At 43.9% G+C, this 19,272-nt stretch carries 19 protein-coding genes and 1 pseudogene; 6 read left to right on the plus strand and 14 right to left on the minus strand.

Annotated elements, in window-relative coordinates; all coding sequences use genetic code 11:
• On the minus strand, nt 1-163 hold a 163-nt coding region (locus L5M38_RS21950; RefSeq protein ID WP_263180306.1), incomplete at its 3' end, for a transposase.
• 480 nt (nt 164-643) lie between these two features.
• Between L5M38_RS21950 and L5M38_RS21955 the strand changes: the two genes are divergently transcribed.
• The gene (locus tag L5M38_RS21955) at nt 644-1,837 is read left to right on the plus strand and encodes an amino acid aminotransferase (protein WP_113940493.1); all 1,194 of its coding nucleotides are present in this window, start codon (nt 644-646) and stop codon (nt 1,835-1,837) included.
• A 113-nt stretch (nt 1,838-1,950) separates the two neighbouring features.
• Here L5M38_RS21955 and L5M38_RS21960 read toward each other — a convergent pair whose 3' ends face one another.
• On the minus strand, nt 1,951-2,871 hold the full coding sequence (locus tag L5M38_RS21960) for a YvcK family protein (protein WP_113940492.1): 921 nt from the start codon (nt 2,869-2,871) through the stop codon (nt 1,951-1,953).
• A 310-nt stretch (nt 2,872-3,181) separates the two neighbouring features.
• Here L5M38_RS21960 and L5M38_RS21965 point away from each other — a divergent pair, with 310 nt between their 5' ends.
• Both L5M38_RS21965 and L5M38_RS21970 read left to right on the plus strand, forming a co-directional pair.
• Nucleotides 3,182-3,994: a glucosaminidase domain-containing protein gene (locus tag L5M38_RS21965; RefSeq protein ID WP_028759975.1), complete on the plus strand. Its 813-nt coding sequence runs from the start codon at nt 3,182-3,184 to the stop codon at nt 3,992-3,994.
• On the plus strand, nt 3,987-4,610 hold the full coding sequence (locus tag L5M38_RS21970; protein WP_131524185.1) for a DUF2987 domain-containing protein: 624 nt from the start codon (nt 3,987-3,989) through the stop codon (nt 4,608-4,610). Before L5M38_RS21965 ends, L5M38_RS21970 begins: the two co-directional genes overlap by 8 nt.
• A gap of 184 nt (nt 4,611-4,794) precedes the next feature.
• Here the strand turns inward: L5M38_RS21970 and ttcA are convergent, their stop codons facing one another.
• The 11 genes from ttcA to ccoN all read right to left on the minus strand — a co-directional run bounded on the left by ttcA (nt 4,795) and on the right by ccoN (nt 15,025).
• Nucleotides 4,795-5,763: a tRNA 2-thiocytidine(32) synthetase TtcA gene (gene ttcA, locus L5M38_RS21975; protein WP_173244915.1), complete on the minus strand. Its 969-nt coding sequence runs from the start codon at nt 5,761-5,763 to the stop codon at nt 4,795-4,797.
• A gap of 78 nt (nt 5,764-5,841) precedes the next feature.
• Nucleotides 5,842-6,774 (minus strand): universal stress protein UspE, encoded by a 933-nt coding sequence (gene uspE / locus L5M38_RS21980; protein ID WP_263180303.1) that lies wholly within the window; start codon nt 6,772-6,774, stop codon nt 5,842-5,844.
• 222 nt (nt 6,775-6,996) lie between these two features.
• Nucleotides 6,997-7,749, minus strand: a complete 753-nt coding sequence (gene etrA, locus L5M38_RS21985) for an electron transport transcriptional regulator EtrA (RefSeq protein WP_006081599.1) — start codon at nt 7,747-7,749, stop codon at nt 6,997-6,999.
• 55 nt (nt 7,750-7,804) lie between these two features.
• Entirely contained in the window at nt 7,805-8,497 is a 693-nt protein-coding gene (locus L5M38_RS21990) for a sulfite exporter TauE/SafE family protein (RefSeq protein WP_263180304.1), read from the minus strand.
• Nucleotides 8,494-8,742, minus strand: a complete 249-nt coding sequence (gene ccoS, locus L5M38_RS21995; RefSeq protein WP_028759970.1) for a cbb3-type cytochrome oxidase assembly protein CcoS — start codon at nt 8,740-8,742, stop codon at nt 8,494-8,496. The genes L5M38_RS21990 and ccoS overlap by 4 nt, the downstream gene beginning before the upstream one ends.
• Nucleotides 8,743-8,780: 38 nt before the next feature.
• Nucleotides 8,781-11,180, minus strand: coding sequence for a heavy metal translocating P-type ATPase (locus L5M38_RS22000; RefSeq protein WP_263166230.1), 2,400 nt, complete (start codon nt 11,178-11,180; stop codon nt 8,781-8,783).
• A 22-nt stretch (nt 11,181-11,202) separates the two neighbouring features.
• Entirely contained in the window at nt 11,203-11,682 is a 480-nt protein-coding gene (locus tag L5M38_RS22005) for a FixH family protein (RefSeq protein WP_263143446.1), read from the minus strand.
• A 110-nt stretch (nt 11,683-11,792) separates the two neighbouring features.
• Nucleotides 11,793-12,761: a cytochrome-c oxidase, cbb3-type subunit III gene (gene ccoP, locus L5M38_RS22010; protein ID WP_028759967.1), complete on the minus strand. Its 969-nt coding sequence runs from the start codon at nt 12,759-12,761 to the stop codon at nt 11,793-11,795.
• Entirely contained in the window at nt 12,761-12,937 is a 177-nt protein-coding gene (locus tag L5M38_RS22015) for a CcoQ/FixQ family Cbb3-type cytochrome c oxidase assembly chaperone (protein WP_028759966.1), read from the minus strand. Before L5M38_RS22015 ends, ccoP begins: the two co-directional genes overlap by 1 nt.
• A gap of 11 nt (nt 12,938-12,948) precedes the next feature.
• Nucleotides 12,949-13,575 (minus strand): cytochrome-c oxidase, cbb3-type subunit II, encoded by a 627-nt coding sequence (gene ccoO / locus L5M38_RS22020; RefSeq protein WP_028759965.1) that lies wholly within the window; start codon nt 13,573-13,575, stop codon nt 12,949-12,951.
• 13 nt (nt 13,576-13,588) lie between these two features.
• On the minus strand, nt 13,589-15,025 hold the full coding sequence (gene ccoN, locus L5M38_RS22025) for a cytochrome-c oxidase, cbb3-type subunit I (protein ID WP_028759964.1): 1,437 nt from the start codon (nt 15,023-15,025) through the stop codon (nt 13,589-13,591).
• 224 nt (nt 15,026-15,249) lie between these two features.
• Between ccoN and L5M38_RS22030 the strand changes: the two genes are divergently transcribed.
• On the plus strand, nt 15,250-15,735 hold the full coding sequence (locus tag L5M38_RS22030; protein ID WP_411569029.1) for a hypothetical protein: 486 nt from the start codon (nt 15,250-15,252) through the stop codon (nt 15,733-15,735).
• A gap of 59 nt (nt 15,736-15,794) precedes the next feature.
• On the opposite strand, the pseudogene L5M38_RS22035 reads toward L5M38_RS22030, so the two are convergent.
• Nucleotides 15,795-17,274: pseudogene (locus tag L5M38_RS22035) on the minus strand (DUF3369 domain-containing protein).
• Nucleotides 17,275-17,454: 180 nt separating this feature from the next.
• Between L5M38_RS22035 and L5M38_RS22040 the strand changes: the two are divergent.
• Complete coding sequence (locus L5M38_RS22040; RefSeq protein WP_105252484.1) at nt 17,455-17,673, plus strand: hypothetical protein; 219 nt, start codon at nt 17,455-17,457, stop codon at nt 17,671-17,673.
• 61 nt (nt 17,674-17,734) lie between these two features.
• Nucleotides 17,735-19,030 carry a tyrosine-type recombinase/integrase gene (locus L5M38_RS22045; protein WP_263180305.1) on the plus strand — a complete coding sequence of 432 codons (1,296 nt, stop codon included), beginning with the start codon at nt 17,735-17,737 and terminating at the stop codon, nt 19,028-19,030.
• The last annotated feature ends 242 nt before the right edge of the window (nt 19,031-19,272 follow it).

Here is a 19,272-nt window from a genome sequence, read left to right on the forward strand (position 1 = left end):
TGAAAGAGATTGCACGATATGAAAGAGATTGCACGATAGATTGTCCTGTATGAGCTGCAAGTTGAGCCGCCAACTGTACAAGCCGTTTGGTCCTTCGTACATCCCCTAATTTTGCGCGCTGAAAAATGCTCTGTGCCCAGAGTGATGGTTCACTTAAAAACATGGCATGTGGTATCTGAAACAAAAGGTCAGGATCAGATCAGGTTAATTAAAAATGGTTCAAAAAAATCCCCCGGGGCAAACCGAGGGATTTGTGTAGAAGAGACAGGACTGATGTCAGGGCTTTTTTGCTTTATAACTTCTACACCCACATTTCATGATTCTTAATCTAGTATCACTACAGCTATAGATTGGTTAGGCCCAAGCCCACTATTTTACTCATTCAGTATTGCGACTTCTGACCTGTTTCTTTTCTACAATACAAAACTGAGTGATTTTGTGATCTAGATGTTGTAAATCGCTTTATTTAAGTAATGTCACTATTTGGCTAATAATTGCGTAATAAAATGTACTTTTTATTGTTGAATCGACAATAGTGTAATAATTTCCCTAAGAAGGGACTTAAGTCGCTATTACCCCCTTAAAGACAGTGGTATAAATAAGCCGAAATTTCCCCTACACGCGCATATTAGGATACGTAGTCATGATTTTCTCTCAAGTATTACTCGCACCCGCTGATCCAATTCTTGGTTTAACCGATACCTTTAAAGCTGATCCGCGTCAGGATAAAGTTAATCTTGGTGTTGGCATTTATAAGGATGAGGTAGGACAGACTCCCGTTCTGGCTTCAGTGAAAAAAGCCGAGGCCATTTTACTTGAGCAAGAGAAGACCAAAAACTACTTAGGCATTGAAGGCGTTCAAGCTTATAACCGTGTAGTACAAACCTTGTTGTTCGGCGAAGGCAGTGCATTAATTTCTTCTGGCCGTGCTGCCACAGCGCAAGCTCCTGGTGGTACAGGAGCACTGCGTATTGCTGCTGAGTTTTTGCTGCGTAATACCGATTCGCACACTATTTGGGTGAGCAATCCAACGTGGGCCAACCATCAAAATATTTTTGAAACGGCGGGTTTAACGGTTAAAGAGTACGGTTATTACAAAGCAGAAGCCCATGACATCGATTTCGATACCATGATGACTGACTTGTCTCACGCCAATGCGGGTGATGTCGTGCTGCTACACGGTTGCTGCCATAACCCAACGGGTATCGATTTAACGTTGGCGCAATGGGAACTTGTTGCTCAATTGTGTGCTGATAAGAAACTCGTGCCACTGTTTGACTTTGCTTATCAAGGTTTTGGTGCTGGCATTGAAGAAGATGCGGCAGGTCTGCGTTTAGTCGCGTCTAAAGTGTCTGAGTTGCTGGTCGCTAACTCTTTCTCTAAAAACTTTGGTCTATACAACGAGCGTATTGGCGCCGTGACTGTGGTGGCTGAAGATACTGATGCTGCCGTACGTGCTTTTAGCCAAGTGAAACGTACCATACGCGCCAACTATTCTAATCCGCCAGCCCACGGCGCACTGATCGTCAGCACGATATTAAATGATGCAGCTCTGAAAGCCATGTGGGTGCAGGAAGTCAAAGAGATGCGTGAACGTATCGCCGAAATGCGTACTCTGTTTGTTGATAGCTTAAAGGCTGAGGGCGTGACTCAGGACTTCAGTTTTATTTCTCGCCAAAATGGCATGTTCAGTTTCTCAGGTTTAAACAAAGCCCAAGTGGCACGTTTGAAAGACGAATTTGGTGTCTATATCGTCGGCTCTGGACGCATTAGCGTTGCAGGCATGACTAAGACGAATATGCCTGTTATCTGTAAAGCCATAGCACAAGTGTTGTAATGGTTATTGCAGCCTTATAGACAGACTAAAGGGACATTCCTTTTAGCTTTACAATATAAAGGACAGCACTTGCTGTCCTTTATTATTTCGATTGAATGATTAACAGGTAAGCGTTAGCAGGCAAGCGGTTGTTGAGTGAGATCATTGAGTCGCAGCAGGGCGCTTAATGCATCTAATAGGTTCGCTTGATCATGCAAGTTTGGATTATGGCGATTCTTCAACGGAAAATAGTTAATCAGTGGCCCTAAACGCGTTTGTTCACCGTGGCGAAGTACTTTGTGAATAATGGGCTTGCCAATCACTTGGTGACACCAAGCGATACGTTGCTCAATGCTAAACCGACCTGCGGGTGAGGCCTCTTCGGCAAGGTTATCGATAAAGATCACCTGTGCTTTAGTAGCGGCGAGGCTTTTCGCGAACTTAGGTAACAGCAGCGGCGGCATGATACTGGTTAAGAAACTCCCAGGGCCTAGGATAACTAAATCTGCGTGCCGAACGGCCTCACAGGCTTCAAAGGTGGCATCGACCTGCGGCTCAAGGCAGAGCGCGATAGGAGCCTCATTCATACTGTCGACATTGATCTCCCCAAAGACTTTACTGCCACAGGCTTGCAGAGCCACTAAGTGAGTGGGCTGCTCTGACATGGGAATAAGTTGGGTTTCTATCTTAAGTAAGTTACGGATGAGATTAACCGCTTCTAATGGACGAACACAGAGTTGATCAAGAGCCAGTAAGATTAAGTTACCTAAATTATGACCACTGAGTTCAGTGGCACCTTGGAAACGGTATTCAAACAATTGCGAGCCAACGGAAGGACGATTAGCTAAATGGGATAAGCAGTTACGTAAATCCCCCCAAGCAATGCAGTCTTGTTCGGCTCTCAGTCGACCAGTAGAACCGCCATTATCAGTGGTGGCGACAATCCCTGTAAGGCGGTTGCCTAAAAAATCGAGCGAGGATAATACTCGGCCTAAACCATGGCCTCCGCCGATGGCGACGACACGTTCAAATTGATTTAACATCAAATGCTGCATCTGGGTTTTTCCTTCCTGAATACCCGAAAATTTAATGTCATAGCCATCCATTGTCGCTATAAGCGGGATGGCTCATGAGCCGTTGTGCAATGGTGATAACGCTAAGGAACCTTAGTATAAATACTCAGTCAAATGCTTGCATCTATAAATGACGGCGTAATAGCAAGCTCGACTCGATAATGGTGCCTCAGGCTTAATATTATACCTGAGTTCGTGATCATGATGATGGGCAAATTTCGTGAAATCTGACAAATAGCTTATAATCCGGCCTTTATTTGCCCAATAAGGGCGTTACACCTAAGGTGAATGATTGAAAACGGGTAGAATCGGTTCGTTTACATTGGCATTAGCCATGGTCATAGTGGCGATTTTTGCATTACGAGTTTGGATCATTCCTCACTCGAATGACTCATCCGCTATTGCGCCCCAATTCGTCAGCGATGTCGATCCTGTTACGCAAGTCCCTGACTTTTCAGCGATCAGCGACATTACCGAAAAGAAGAAAGCTTTTTTTGATTTCCTGCGGCCGATTGTTCAGCAACAGAATGCCATTATCTTGATGGAGCGTGGCTTTATCAATGAGATGCTTGCCTTAGTCGATAATGGTAAGAGTTTATCTGATACTGAATTAGCGCAGATCAATGCGTTATTTGATAAATACCAATATGCGGCGCGTAACGTAGATGCTAAGTCATTAGCAAGCTTACTTAAACGTGTAGATATCGTGCCGGAATCTATGGTGTTAATTCAAGCCGCGAATGAATCGGGTTGGGGGAGTTCACGTTTTGCCAGAGAAGGTTTTAACTTTTTTGGTGAATGGTGTTTTACTTCTGGCTGCGGCATAGTGCCGTCTTCACGTGGTTCGGGTAAAAGTCATGAGGTAAAAGTGTTTTCATCGGTCGATGAATCGGTTTCATCCTATATGCGTAATTTAAATTCTAATACTGCCTATGCGTTATTTCGCTCTATTCGAGCAGATTTACGTTCACAGGAGCTAGAGCCAACAGCGGATCAATTGATTTACGGTTTAGTGAATTATTCTGAAAGACAAGAAGCTTATATTGATGAGCTGCTTGATATGTTACGTCATAATGAAAAATATTTGGTGAATGTCGATGTATAAAAAACTGTTGTTTAGTAGCCTGTTTTTTTTGGCAACTAGCGCCGCTGCAGAAACTGTATCCCTTGAATATAAAGGCTTTTATGATAGGTTAAAACAAGTCAATAAAGGCGGTTATCAACTCGTGGAAGTGGCTTTTAGTGTTCCAATGCAAAAGAATTGTTTGATCCAAAGTGGTTCTATTTCCAGTGAAAAAACCTCAACGCCACTGACGTATACTGATGCTCAGCGGTTATTCATTCCCTTAGATGATGATTTAAAAGATCAGCGAGCCTTGGTTAATCTGCATTTCGCTGGCAGCGCTGAGGGATGTGGTATTGCAATGCAAGTTAGAGCAAAACAGACATTAGCCGAGTACGATAAAACGCGCTTACAACAAATCATGACTGAGATGGACACGCTGCTCGGTGCTATGCAAGGCTTCCCGATGCGTTATTTTAGGGAATCCATTACTGGCTTAAACTTTGAATTCTCACCTGAACAAGAAGTCTATGTACGCCTTAATGGCCGTGAAAAAGCGATAAAAGGCAGTTATAAATTAGCCGCTAATGAACTTGAAAGCATCACCACGCTCAGCTTCAGTGCCCAGCCATTAGTGTTGAGTCCTTGGGTGAAGTAATCATCTTTGTATCTTGAATAGGTGTCTTGAGATAAGCGATTCAGAAGCGCTGGCTCAAAGATAAACTTATTCTGTAGCCATAAAAATGCCCACATTAAGTGGGCATTTTTGTTGTGTTAATTTATCTTGTTTACTTTCGTTGCGTTAACTTCTCTTACTGAATAGGCGCTAAATTCAGTCTAAGTTAGACTTCGTAAGTGTTAACAATATCAATGCGTTTTGCTGCATCCAAATCGATACGACCGCTATTGGCGATATCAAGAAAATCGAATGCAGGTAGATTGGCTTCAGCAACATCACCACGCATAGGCGCATCTGGGTCACGTGTTAGAGACACAAAGTCGAACTGTTCACGGTCAACACCCTGTGATGGTGCGGTGTTTTGCATGGCGGTGAAAATCGTTTCAATGCGTCCGGGGTATTGTTTATCCCATTGATTTAGCATGTCTTTGACTGCGGCGCGCTTTAAGTTTTCCTGTGAGCCACACAAGTTGCATGGAATGATTGGAAATTCTTTTAAGCTGGCATATTCTTCGAGATCTTTCTCGCGACAATAGGCTAGGGGACGTATGACGATATTAGCACCATCATCCGACAGCAGCTTTGGCGGCATTGCTTTCATCTTACCGCCAAAGAACATATTTAAGAACAAGGTCTCGATAATGTCATCCCTGTGATGGCCTAGGGCGATTTTAGTGGCGCCGATACGCTGAGCAAAGCCATAAAGCGTGCCGCGGCGCAGGCGAGAGCACAAGGAGCAGGTGGTTTTACCTTCAGGGATTTTGTCTTTCACTATCGAGTAAGTATCTTTCTCGAGGATGTGATAAGGCACATTGAGCTTATCGAGATAGGCGGGCAATACATGCTCAGGGAAGCCCGGTTGCTTCTGATCTAAATTAACCGCAATGATTTCAAACTGAATGGGCGCACGTTGCTGCAGATTCATCAAAATATCGAGCATGGCGTAGCTGTCTTTACCGCCACTGAGGCAGCACATGATCTTATCGCCATCTTCAATCATATTGTAATCGGCAATCGCGCTGCCCACTTCACGACGAAGCCGCTTCTGTAATTTATTCAGACGGGTAGTTTGTTTTTTTGATAATTCTTCCGGCATAGGATTTACCGTAACTTCAGATATAGCTTCAAGCATAAAAAAGCGCCCAGTAACACAGTTTCAGGGCGCGTATTATTCCAGCTATCTTTGGCGGGGTAAAGAGCCGCGTATTGCTTAGGCTTCTTCTAACGGTGATTTATAACCGTCGGGCTTAATAGCCAATAAATCGCAGTTGATGCTATCGATAACATGTTCAGCGGTATTGCCTATCAATGCTGCTGAAAATCCGGTACGACCAACAGTCCCTAGGATCACCAATTCAGCATCAAGTTTTTCAGCCAGTTCAGGGATCACATCTTCTGGTAAACCTTCTTTTACATGGCAATGACTTGGATTAATATTATAAGCGCTCGCAAGATAACTCACGCGCTGCTCATGCTGCATGCGAATGGTTTCGTTGTATGACTGGGCATCAAAGTCAGGAAGCTCAATGGCTAAGTTAACTGGCGTGCCGGGATAACCATTAACTAAATGTACTTCAGCAGAGAACTTTTTCGCCAAATCTTTTGCATGTTCAATAATTTTACCGTTAAGCATTTGATGATCGGTATCTTCGGTTGCCACATTCACAGCACAGAGGATTTTGCCTGCGGCTGGCCAGTCATGGGCTTTCACCATCAACACTGGCACAGGGGCTTTACGCATTAAATGCCAATCAGTTGGAGTGAAGATCACCGCCTTGAGTTTGTCGTGGGCATGGGTGCCTTTAACAATCAAATCGTATTGCCCTGAAATAGCATGATTAATAATGCTTTCAAAGGGGCGGTTATGCCAAATGACTTGAGTATCGATATTGAGTTGCAGATGAGTATAAGCGGCGAGTAAGTCTTGGATCCAAGCGAGCCGTTGATCTATGACACCTTGACGCATGGCTTCGCGTTCTTGATTCGACAGAATCGAAGTCATTTCGTAAGAGAAGTCGAAGATAGAAAGAAACACAGTGACTTGAGCGTTGCATTTACTGGCCAAGGCGACCGCTCGTGCAAGGGCAACTTGATTCTCAGTGGTAGGGTCAACCACAACCAGTATTTTTTGATAATCCTTCATGTTTGGTTCCTTTAGTCATAGGCTCAATATCATCATGAGCCTTTGGCAGTGAGCTGTATTGTTCTAGATCAAACTCATTTGAAATTGATTAAAACTCGCTTAAAAATCATGCCTTAATCTGCATGACATGTCTAGCAAGCACAGCTTTTACCATTAAACTGTTATGCTATTGGCGACAATTATTTAGGCTTGACCTCTCACGTTTAATGCTCTTGCGATTGACTATCTCGCGATGCGAGAATTACCCGCTAACAGATTTAGCTCTTGCGAGTCGAGGATCGTGATGTACTTTCCCTTAACCTCAATCAAGCCTGACTTTTGGAAGCGTCCAAGTAAGCGGCTGATGGTCTCAACGGTTAAACCGAGATAATTGCCAATGTCACCGCGGGTCATGGTTAAGCGGAATTCTTTGGGTGAGAAGCCACGGCTGCCGAAACGATTTGCTAAATTGCTGATAAACGCTGCTAGACGTTCTTCGGCATTTTTCTTACTGAGCAGCAGGATCATTTCTTGATCGCTCATGATCTCATTACTCATTAGACGCATGATCTGCTGACGTAATTTAGGCATAGTGCCCGAAAGTTCATCGAGGATATTAAAGGGGATTTCACAAACCATAGAGGTTTCGAGGGCCTGTGCAAAACTCTGATGTAACTGAGCGTGAATACCATCAAAACCAATCACATCACCCGCAAGATGGAAGCCAGTTATCTGCTCATCACCTTGCTCGGTAATAGTGTAACTTTTGATGGTGCCAGAGCGGATCGCAAACAGGGATTTCAACGCATCTCCTGACTTAAAAATTTGCTCGCCTTTCTGGATTGGCTTTTTACGCTCAATAATATCATCGAGCTGATCTAGCTCACTTGCATTGAGGGTAAAAGGAATACAAAGGGTACCCATACTGCAATCGTGACAATGGATTGTGCATCCGCTAGCGGCAGGACGACGATTCTTATTTTGTTCAATTGTCATGTTGATTCTCAAGTTTATCCACTGCAACCATGTTAAACCAATTCACTCACTTGGGCTAGTTTAGCTGCGCGAGTGCGATATATAAAGTTTGACCACCAAAGGCAATTAACAGTAAGCCGCTCAATAGTCTAACGGTTTTCTTTTGTACCCATGCAGCAAGGCGTTTTGCCGCCATGCCAGCGCTTAATAGGGCGGGTAAAGTACCCAAGCCAAAGGCTAACATAATTAAGGCGCCTTGGCTGGCAGAGCCAGATGCAACCGACCAAGTTAAGGTGCTATAGACGAGGCCGCAGGGGAGCCAGCCCCAAATGAATCCTGCCATGACTGCTTGGCTCGGATTCTTGATTGGAACAAGGCGCTGCGCTAGCGGTTTTAAATATTGCCATAGCCATTGACCTACACGCTCAATTTGCACGATTCCAACCCAAATTTTAGCGATGTAAAGTCCTGTGGCGATCATCATCAGTCCAGCAACCATGCGCAGGATAATCAGATAAATATCCAGCTCAAATAAGCGACCAAGACCTGCCGACGATGCGCCCACTAAGCCGCCCGCTAAGGTGTAACTTAAAATACGGCCTAAATTGTAACTCAGTAAATATTTAAGCTGATGGGCCAGCTGGTTACCTATTTTAGGATGAGGGATTTGGGCGGAAAAAGCGCCCACTAAACCGCCACACATACCAAAACAATGTGCAGCTCCCATCAAGCCGACGAGATAGGCACCGGTGACATTGTACTCAATCACAAAGGCATGCCTTTTTGCTGATTTTTTATCGCTTGCTGCGCTGCGATGTCATCATGTTCTGCTGTTGACTGAATGGCGGGGGTGGCTAGATGGCCAGGTTTGTCAGTATTTTCATCAAACAATATAGAAACACTTTGACGGTCAAGATCGTCAAATTGCTCAGATTTCACTGCCCAAAAAAATACCATTACCGCAATGGCGACGAAGATCATGGCAATGGGGATAAGCACATAAATAATTTCCATAATGACCTCTTACTATCTGGTTAAACGTTTTATTATGATCACACTTTTACCCGTAATAATCTCAGGCTATTACCGACCACAATCAAAGAACTCGCCGACATGCCAATCGCGGCAATATAAGGTGCCACATGACCAGTGACAGCTAAAGGCAAGATAAGGGCGTTGTAACCCAGCGCCCACGCTAAATTTTGTTTAATAATTTGCGTGGTCAGTTTAGCGACCGCGACAGCTTGGGTGAAACGGGATAGATGATCGCCCAGTAAAATCAAATCGGCACTGTTTTTGGCAATCGCACTGCCACTGCCCATGGCGACCGACAAATCAGCCCCCGCAAGTACTGGCGCATCATTGATGCCATCGCCAAACATCGCCACGCGAGTATGCTGTTGTAATTTCGTTACTAGGGCAAGTTTACCCGCGGGGGTTAATCCGCTGTGCACATCTTCAATTCCCAGCTCTTTGGCCAATTGATGCACATGTCCGGAGCTATCGCCACTGGCGATACTAATGCGGCAACCTTGTTGCTTTAATATCTCAATCGTGGCCTTACTGTCTTGACGAATATTGTCTTGGATCTCAAAACTTGCAAGCACTTCAAGCTGCTCATTGGCTGAGCGTGCTAACCAAATCTTTTGGGTTGGGTCCTGAGTATCGACACGTGCACCAGTAAATACAGCATTACCAATTAAATAGTCAGTCCCCTCGATACGGCCTCGAACACCAAAGCCGACTTCATGGTGAACTTGTTCTGCGACCAAGGTATTATCGGCAAATAGGGCAAATGCAGCCGCAATCGGATGACGAGAGCCCGTTTCCAGCGCTGCGGCAATAGCTAAGGCCTGCGTCTTTGTTAAATCGGCCATGCACTGCGTTTGCCCGATAGAGAGCGTACCACAGGTAAGGGTGCCAGTTTTATCAAAGACCACATGCTTAATCTGCGGCAGTTTTTCAAATACGCCGGCTTTGCGGGTAATGATCCCAAGACGGGTAAAAATGGCGGTTGCACAGGTGACGGCGGTCGGTGTCGCTAGCGCTAAGGCACAAGGACAAGTCGCGACCAGAACCGATAGCGTTACCCAAAAGGCATCCTCTGGGGAAATCTGTTGCCAAACCAAATAGGTGATCGTCGCGATTGTTAGAATCGTACCCGAGAAATAGCGGGATAATTTATCGGCTAATAGGGCTATCGCAGGTTTTGTATTGGATGCCAGTTCCTGCAGTCGAATAATTTCAGCCACGAGTTGGTCTTGCCCCAATGCGGTAACTTTAACTTTTATCGGTTGGTCGACGTTGATAGTACCTGCGTATACTTGCTGATCTTGCTGTTTTTCAATGGGCATTTGCTCACCTGTGAGCATAGCTTCATTGATGTTTGTGTGGCCTTCAATCATCACACCATCGGCCGCAACCATTTCCCCTGGTTTCACAAGGATCACATCATTGAGGCGTAACTTTTTGGCCGGAATTTCTTCTTGACCATTTTCGGTGATTAAGTGTGCAGTGAGCGGCACCAGTTTATGTAAATTACTGGAGTTGACCGAGGCCTTTTGTCTTGCCTTTTGCTCGAAGTAACGCCCAAGTAACAAAAAGAAAGTAAACATGGATACGGATTCAAAATACACTTCGCCTGTGCCATTCACTGTGGCAAAACAGCTTGCGGTATAGGCACCACCAATGGCAATCGAAACAGACACATCCATATTGAGTTTGCCGCTGAGCAGGGTACGAATGGCGCTAAAATAGAAGGGTTGCGCCGAATAAAGCACCACAGGCGTGGCAAAAATCATGCTAACCCAGCGGAAATAGTCCCGATACTGCACGTCTAAATCGGTGAAGTATCCAGTATAAAGAGCGAGGGCGAACATCATGACTTGCATAGTCGCAAAGCCAGCTAAGCCTAAACGCAGTAAAAATTTGCGACTATTGAGTTTATTGTTGAGCTCTTGTTCGTCAACTTGGTAGGGCGCGGCTTGATAGCCGATACGACTAATTTGTCCGAGAATATCGCTAAGTTTTACCTTGCGTTTATCCCAACTGATCATGGCGCGTTGGGTGGTTGAGTTGACTAGCACTTGGCTCACGCCCGCGAGTTGTTTGACTTTGTGTTCAATTAACCAAGCACAGGCGGCACAGGTGATACCATCGATGGAGAGTGACACTGATTCGACATTGTCCTCAGAATGCACAAAGTCTTGCTGCACTTCGGGCAAGTCATAGGCGCTAAATTGCGTTAATGCTTCGGGGACCAGGGCATTCTGTTTATTGCCAGGCTCAGTGCGGAACTTGTAATAACTGAGTAATCCCGCATCGACAATCGCTTGAGAAACCGCCTGACAGCCAGGGCAACACATAAGTTCATCACGGTCATTAATGCGAGTTACAAACTGCTGGCCCGTCAGAACGGGCTCTTGGCAGTGAAAACAACTTGGATACGTCATAGCGCTACTTATTTAACCACAATCAATTCAGCCAAAGTTGGACGTGATCTTTTAATTCAACGCGTTGGTGAATTCGCCATTTACCGTCGTAGCTTTCGAGGCGAACTTCCCAAGGGCCGGTTAGGGTAGTAGGGATGGTAATGCGATACACATTGCTGGCATCGGCCGTCGCAGTGAGTTTCATATCTCTGTCGGCAATGGTTGGATGATAGAACTCAACTTTCAAGGCGGCTTGATATGTAGGTCCCCCTTGCTGCGTCAGTAAAATCTCATTATTGGCTTGATCGAGTGAAAAATTCATGCCTATTTGTTTGGCATACTTCACTTTACTTAAGTCCATATTAATGGCTTTGCCATCTTTGTAGTAATCCTCGGCGACTAAAGAGTCCGAGTTCGTAAGGGCAATTTTTAGCGTGGTAAAACTTGCGACGACGGCACATAAAGGAAGAATAATTAAAAACCAAGGCCAGAACTGCTTATACCAGGCTTGTTGTTCGCTCATGTCAGATACCCATTCAAAAAATTTGCGCCATTTTACCGTTAAAAGCCGGTTTTAGCACTTTAAAAAAAAGGCCTCGAAGTCTTCGAGGCCTTAGTGTTACTTATACCTAATTACTTGTTTGACAAGCTATAAACATAAGCTGTAATGACGTGAACTTTCTCTTCACCGAGAACGTCTTTCCACGCTGGCATCACACCTGCGCGACCATGTTTAATGGTCTCTTCGATCATGCCACGGCTACCGCCATATAACCAAACATCGTCAGTTAAGTTAGGAGCACCCATAAACTTGTTGCCTTTAGCGTCCATACCATGACACGCGAAACAACCTTTCATGAATGAGCCTTGACCTTGGGCAGCGAGTTTCTCGTCATGCTCACGACCAGACAATTTAACAACGTATTCAGCTAAACCAGCAATCTCGCTATCTTCGATTGGCAAACCACCTTTGGGTGGCATCATGCCATGACGACCTGCCATGATAGTGGTCTTAATCGTGGCTAATTCACCACCATATAACCAGTCACCATCGGTAAGATTAGGGAAGCCTTTGCTACCACGTGCATCAGAACCATGGCACTGAGCACAGTTTTGCAGGAACAAACGGCCACCCACTTTCAACGCTTCTTGGTTTTTCACTAATTCTTCTAGTGGTGTTGCCAAGTAAGCCGCGAAGATTGGGCCATATTTTTCATCAGCGTGTTTTACTTCTTGATCATACTGAACATAAAGACCTTCTTTTGCTGCTAGCTCAATCGCTGCGGCAGAATCGGCTTTAATGCCATGCTCTGTACCGATACTCTGGTTAGAACTCGTCCAGCCTAATAAGCCTTTGTAGTTACCTAAACCAGGAAATAGTGCCAAATAGATCAAGCCAAACACGATAGTGATATAGAACATATAACTCCACCATTTTGGCAGTGGGTTATTGAGTTCTTCAATACCGTCGAAACTGTGACCCATGGATTCGCCTTCTTTTACGTCAGTGGTGTTCTTAGAACACACACGCAGTAATAGAAAACAACCCGCGATCACGACTAACGAGAGTACAGTAATCCAAACACTCCAGAAGCTACTCATCACTTATTCTCTCCTGAGTCCTTCGATACCTTGTTGACTTCCTCATCGGAAAACACAAGGTTAGCTGCTTCATCAAATGATTTTTGACGACGCGAGCTATATGCCCAAGCAAATATACCGACGAAGGTCAGCATCACAATGATGGTTAATATGCCTTGTAATGTGCCGTAATCCATATATTGCCTCCTTATTTGAGTGCGTGACCCAAAGACTGAAGATATGCAATCAAGGCGTCCATTTCTGTCTTACCCGCAACAGCTTGCTGTGCGCCTGCGATTTCTTCATCGGTATAAAGATCATTACCTTTGTAACCGCCTTTATGCAGGTTACGTAGGATAGTCATCTTGTCACCCGTTAGTTTGCCGTCTAACTTGTTTTCGGCTAACCATGGGAACCCTGGCATATTCGATTGAGGTACTACAGCACGAGGATCGATTAAGTGAACTTCATGCCATTTATCGCTATAACGACCGCCAACACGTGCAAGATCAGGACCCGTACGCTTAGAACCCCATTGGAATGGATGATCCCAAACTGATTCGCCCGCGACAGAGTAGTGACCATAACGTTCAGTTTCTGCACGTAAAGGACGGATCATCTGACTGTGACAGTTATAACAACCTTCACGAACATAGATGTCACGACCTTCAATTTGCAGGGCAGTGTATGGCTTTAAACCTTCAACTGGCTCAGTCGTATCTTTTTGAAAAATCAACGGTGTGATTTCAACGAGACTACCGAAGCTGATAGCGATAACAGTAAAAATCGCTAACAAACCGATGTTTTTTTCAACTATCTCATGATTAAATTTCATCGAGTTTGCTCCTTTAAGCCGCTGTTGGTTCAGCCAATGCTGGCAATGAATCTTTAGAGGCTTTCACAGTACGGATCACGTTATATGCCATGATCAGCATACCGGTCAGGAAGAAACAACCGCCAAGGAAACGTACAAAGTAGAAAGGATAAGAAGCTTCCAGACTTTCAACAAAGCTATAAGTCAAAGTACCGTCAGCATTCACTGCGCGCCACATCAGACCTTGCATTACACCTGAAATCCACATAGAGACGATGTAAAGTACAGTACCAATAGTCGCTAACCAGAAATGGACGTTAATTAACTTGATACTGTACATACGGCCGTGACCGAACAATACAGGGATCAAGTGATACAGAGAACCGATTGACACCATTGCAACCCAGCCTAGCGCGCCGGAGTGAACGTGACCGATAGTCCAGTCTGTATAGTGTGATAATGCGTTAACTGTCTTAATTGCCATCATAGGGCCTTCGAAGGTAGACATACCGTAGAAAGACAGAGAAACAACTAAGAAACGTAACACAGGGTCAGTACGCAGTTTATGCCAAGCACCAGACAAGGTCATGATACCGTTAATCATACCGCCCCAAGAAGGTGCGAATAGGATAAGTGACATCACCATACCTAAAGACTGAGTCCAATCAGGTAAAGCTGTGTAATGTAAGTGGTGAGGACCAGCCCAGATATACAGTGCGATCAGTGCCCAAAAGTGGACAATAGAAAGACGGTAAGAGTACACAGGACGACCTGCTTGCTTAGGTACGAAGTAATACATCATCCCCAAGAAGCCTGCGGTTAATAAGAAACCTACAGCGTTGTGACCATACCACCACTGCACCATAGCATCGACAGCGCCGCTATACAGAGAGTATGACTTGAACAGACTGACTGGTACTGCCATAGAGTTAACTATGTGTAGTACGGCAACGGTAATAATAAAGGCACCAAAGAACCAGTTCGCCACATAAATATGCGAAGTTGTTCGTTTGATAATAGTACCGAAGAACACGATAGCGTAGGACACCCAAACGATAGTAATTGCGATATCGATAGGCCATTCTAATTCAGCGTATTCTTTTCCTTGGGTGAAACCCATTGGTAAAGAGATAGCTGCTGACAGAATGATGGCTTGCCATCCCCAAAACGTAAATGCGGCTAACTTAGGTGCAAATAGTCGGGTTTGACAGGTGCGTTGTACGACATAATAGGATGTTGCAAAAAGGGCTGATGTACCGAACGCGAAGATCACCGCATTGGTGTGTAATGGTCGCAAGCGACTATACGTTAACCAAGGAGTGTCAAAGTTCAGCTGAGGCCAGATTAACTGAGCCGCAATTAATACGCCGACTGACATACCAACAATACCCCACAAAACTGTGGTTAAGGCAAATTGGCGGACAATGGCGTAATTGTAATCAGCGCCTGTTGGCTGGGAATGGTTCATCATAATGCTTCCACTGCTTATTACTTTTACTTTTAGTAAAGACAAGCTTTACCTGTTATAAATGACATAAAACTCAGCTTCCCTATTAAGGTTGCTGAGTGATGTCAATGCGTTACCCTGCATATTTTTGCTCAAATATGAGGTTTCGCAATGATACTTGAGCCATATCAAAAAAGATACCAAAGAAGGGGTGTGGAAAGTTGATCTAGATCAACCTACGCCATAGAATGTTAACATATTGCATCATAAGGTTAATCTTTGTGCTAACTCGTCTGAGTCCCTATTTATTTATTGCATTATTTAGCTTCAATCTCACAGCTTGTAAGGAAGATGCAAAGCAAGTCACACTTAAAAGCAGTCTTGATCCTTCACTTTGCCAATTTTCTAAGGGGAATTGTGTTAAAAAAATTGGGGATGTTGAGCTCACTTTTCACTTGTCACCAGGGAGTGCACCAAGCGAAAAGCCATTGACATTACAGTTGTTATCTTCCATGCCAATTTCTAATGTGCAAATCCGCTTAGAAGGAAGAGACATGTTTATGGGCGTTATTCCTGTAAATGTGAAGCAAACTGATGAAATGACTTATATCGGTCAGTTAGTCTACGGTTCTTGTAGTAGTGGCTACATGGTTTGGCGTGGCTTTGTGAGTTTTAGCGTTAATGGTGAAACTAAAACGGCTGTTTTTGATTTTCTCGCAGATGACAATGGTTAGATATATCTTTGAAAGTGCCTGATAGGCTTTCTAAATATCAAGACAATCAACTATACAGATTAGTGATCCTTCCAGTTTTCTTTTACTTTGACAAAAATATCTACATTTTCAATAAAGAGCTGTAATAAGTGAGGATCAAAGTGTGTTGCCGCCCCTTTACGCATTTCAGCTAAAACCTCTTCTAAAGGCCAAGCTGTTTTATAGCAGCGGGCATGGGAAAGGGCATCAAACACATCTGCGATTGCTACAATCCGCGAGAAAATGTGAATTTCGTCTTGTTTTAGATTTGCAGGATAACCAGAACCATCATATTTTTCATGATGTTGCAGTGCAATAATTGATGCAGCCTTTAGTATTGGTCGCTCAGAATTTGCAAGAATTTGATGGCCAATCATAGGGTGCTGACGCATGGCGCAGTAAATCGGCTTCGTATTCACTTAAACCAGCGAGTAATGCTAATTGAGAACAATACTCCGCCATACGTTTCACATGATTGGCAGCTTCTTTCGAGCGGCTTTCAACAACATCACCTAAACGTAAAATAAGCTCTGATTGTGTATCTTCCACCTCCTGATTGAGCAGCAAATTTTCAAAAGCTATGCCCACGTTGATGGCAAAAATATCAATGAGTTTCTTATCAAGATCATCAATTCTATCAATACCATCCATATAAAGTAGATTGATTAAACCGCCTTTGGTGGGAAAGTAACCGATAAAACAATTGTCTTCATAAAGGCACCGCTGTTGGGTGAGCGCACTGCGCAGTAGACGATCAATATGTTCAGGTAGTTGCGTAATGTGGGATTTATTAGCAAATTGGCCAGTACCAGCAAGGATTTCTATATTGACAGGTTCAACATGACCACTAATCGCATCAATTGCATTACAAGTCAGCAGTAGCGTTTCTGAATCGAGATTAAGTAGAGTGGCCACTTGAGTCAGTAGCCCATCGGCGAATTTATGCAGGGTGCGCAGTTCAAATAATCCTGAGGTGGCTTCTAGTACTCTTTCTAAGCCCTTACGGTGATTTATTTGGGTGCGCCTTGCTTGCTCGATTTCCATGATATCGCGATAAGAGCGAAGGGCTGAGTAGACGCTGGTCATCAGCTTACGGGAATCGAGTTCAGCTTTTGCTTTGTAATCATTAATATCGTAATTGACGATAACGTCTTCTTCTGGTGCTTGCCCTGGCTGGCCTGTACGTAAGATCAATCGAGTGGTTTTATTCAGTAATTCTTCACGGATCCACTTTACTAGTTCTAACCCTGCATGGTCACTTTCCATGACAACATCAATAAAGGCAATGGCGATGTCATGTTCTTGATTGAGTAATTCTTTTGCTTGTTCGGCACTATAAGCATTGATAAAGGTGAGGGCACGGCCATCAAGTTTAAAGCGGGAGAGGGCAAGCTTAGTGACGGTATGAACATCAGGTTCATCATCGACCACTAATACCTTCCAAGGAATACCAGACTCTGTTGTCTCGGTAGACTTTTTACCGGAAAAAAGAGGGTTTTTCTTTGCAAGATCAATCAGCATCCGATACCTCATTCAAGTAAAAATAATGATCACATAATCAGTGTAGTAGACACATTTCAAAGCGGTGCAAAATCTTGCATAAAATAGCGAGATGAGTGGCAATCCTTAAATTACGTTATTGATAACGATTCTCATTTGTGTATTCTATTACTATCAAATAATGATAGGGAGGGAAAGGGCATGACTAATCGAATTAACTTATCAATTTCAGCGCATAAATTGGCACAGCTGATACATGATGGACACATCTGCGCATCTGACTTCACGTGCTTAGATAGCCAATCGAAACAGCAAGTGTGGCAGCTATGCTTGATCTGTTGCAAAAAGCGTATTACTTGTCAGCAATGTTCATTTTCAAGTTGCGCTAAAAATCTGACATATCTTGATGCCGATAAATAACATTATCGGCATTTGCGTTTAAGTATTATCATACAAGAAACTCTTATAATTCAGATGTAATATGCAACTTCCTCCAGTAATCCCGTTATTTGACTCATTTGAATTCATACAAGTTGGCAATAGTATTGTTAACCAATATATCACCCAAATTAGCATGAAAAAGGTGATTGATGCGGGCTTAGTCATCGAGCATGCCAGTGATTGGCTATTTGAGCAAAAGCATAACGAAAACAACTATAAAGCTTATCGCAGTGAACTCACTACGTTTCTGCATTGGTGTTTTGATGTGGTTTCAATGTCTCCCATTCAAGTTACGCGCAAAGACATGAGTCGTTACGTTGATTATTGCCAAGCACCGCCGATAGCACTGATCGGTTATTTTAATGTGCCACAGTTTAAGTACGATAAACTGCATGATGAACGGGTTCCAAACTCGCAATGGCGAACATTTGTCGGCAAAAAACAACTCGGGCAAATCCAGCCTTATGTGTTAAGCGATAATGCGTTAAAAACAAAAATGGCCATTTTGTCTTCGTTTTATTCGTATCTGACAAGTGAAGAATATTGTGAGCGGAATCCTGCTCAAATCTGGCTTAATCACAGTCGATTTGCAGCAAACAGGCAATATCAGCGTCAAAGTCATGAAGATGAAAATAGTCTCGCATTCACTGAATTACAATGGTCATATATTATGGCGACCGTTACTGGACTAGCAGAAGAATTTCCTGAGTTACATCAAAGAAGTTTATTCCTCATTACATTGATTTATTGCTGTTATTTACGCATTTCAGATGTGTCTGCACGTGCGGGTTATTCGCCGGTGATGAACCAGTTTAAACGTAATCAGCAAACGGGCATCTGGAGTTTTCATATTCCGTTGAGTAAAGGTGGTAAAAGACGCAGTGTTGCGATTTCAAAAGCCTTGCTCGATGCGTTAGTCAAATATCGTCAGTTTTTAGGATTAACGGATTATCCAGGACCAAACGAAAATCATCCTTTGTTTGTACGGCACAAAGCTGCTGGACGCGGCCGAGATGTTGGTATCCTCAATGCCAATCTAGGCATTCGTCATGTTCGCGACGAAATTCAAAAAATAATTAATCTGGCTGCAGAACGTATAGAAATCGATGGCTTTACACAAGATGCGGCGCAGATGCGCAAACTTACTGCCCACAATATTCGTCACACCGGCATTACGCACGATATCAATATCAACCGCAGACCGTTATCCCATGTACAAGCCGACGCTGGCCACGAAAGTATCGACACTACATCGCAATATTTGCACACTAGCCAAATTGAACGTCATGAAAGTGCGTTCAACAAACCAATCGACCATTTGAAAGGCATAGAGTGATTAGATACAAAGCTGCGCACAATGTATAGACGGCATTATGTTGAACTGCTGCCCCTGTCATAATGCGCAAGCGACAGGGGACGGTCGTAGACCGAGTTTAATATAATCCGCATTGTGCGCGGTTTTTTGCTATCACTATTCTTTCCTTTCATTTCACTATTGCTATCAAAAATCACTTGCCGGTTTTGATTTTTGCTATCTCTTTCTCTTTTAGTTTTATCTCTTCTTCCATTCCTTTAACC

It is taken from the genome of Shewanella sp. SM101 (assembly GCF_025654465.1).
In the GTDB taxonomy this organism is placed as follows: Bacteria; Pseudomonadota; Gammaproteobacteria; order Enterobacterales; family Shewanellaceae; genus Shewanella; species Shewanella oncorhynchi.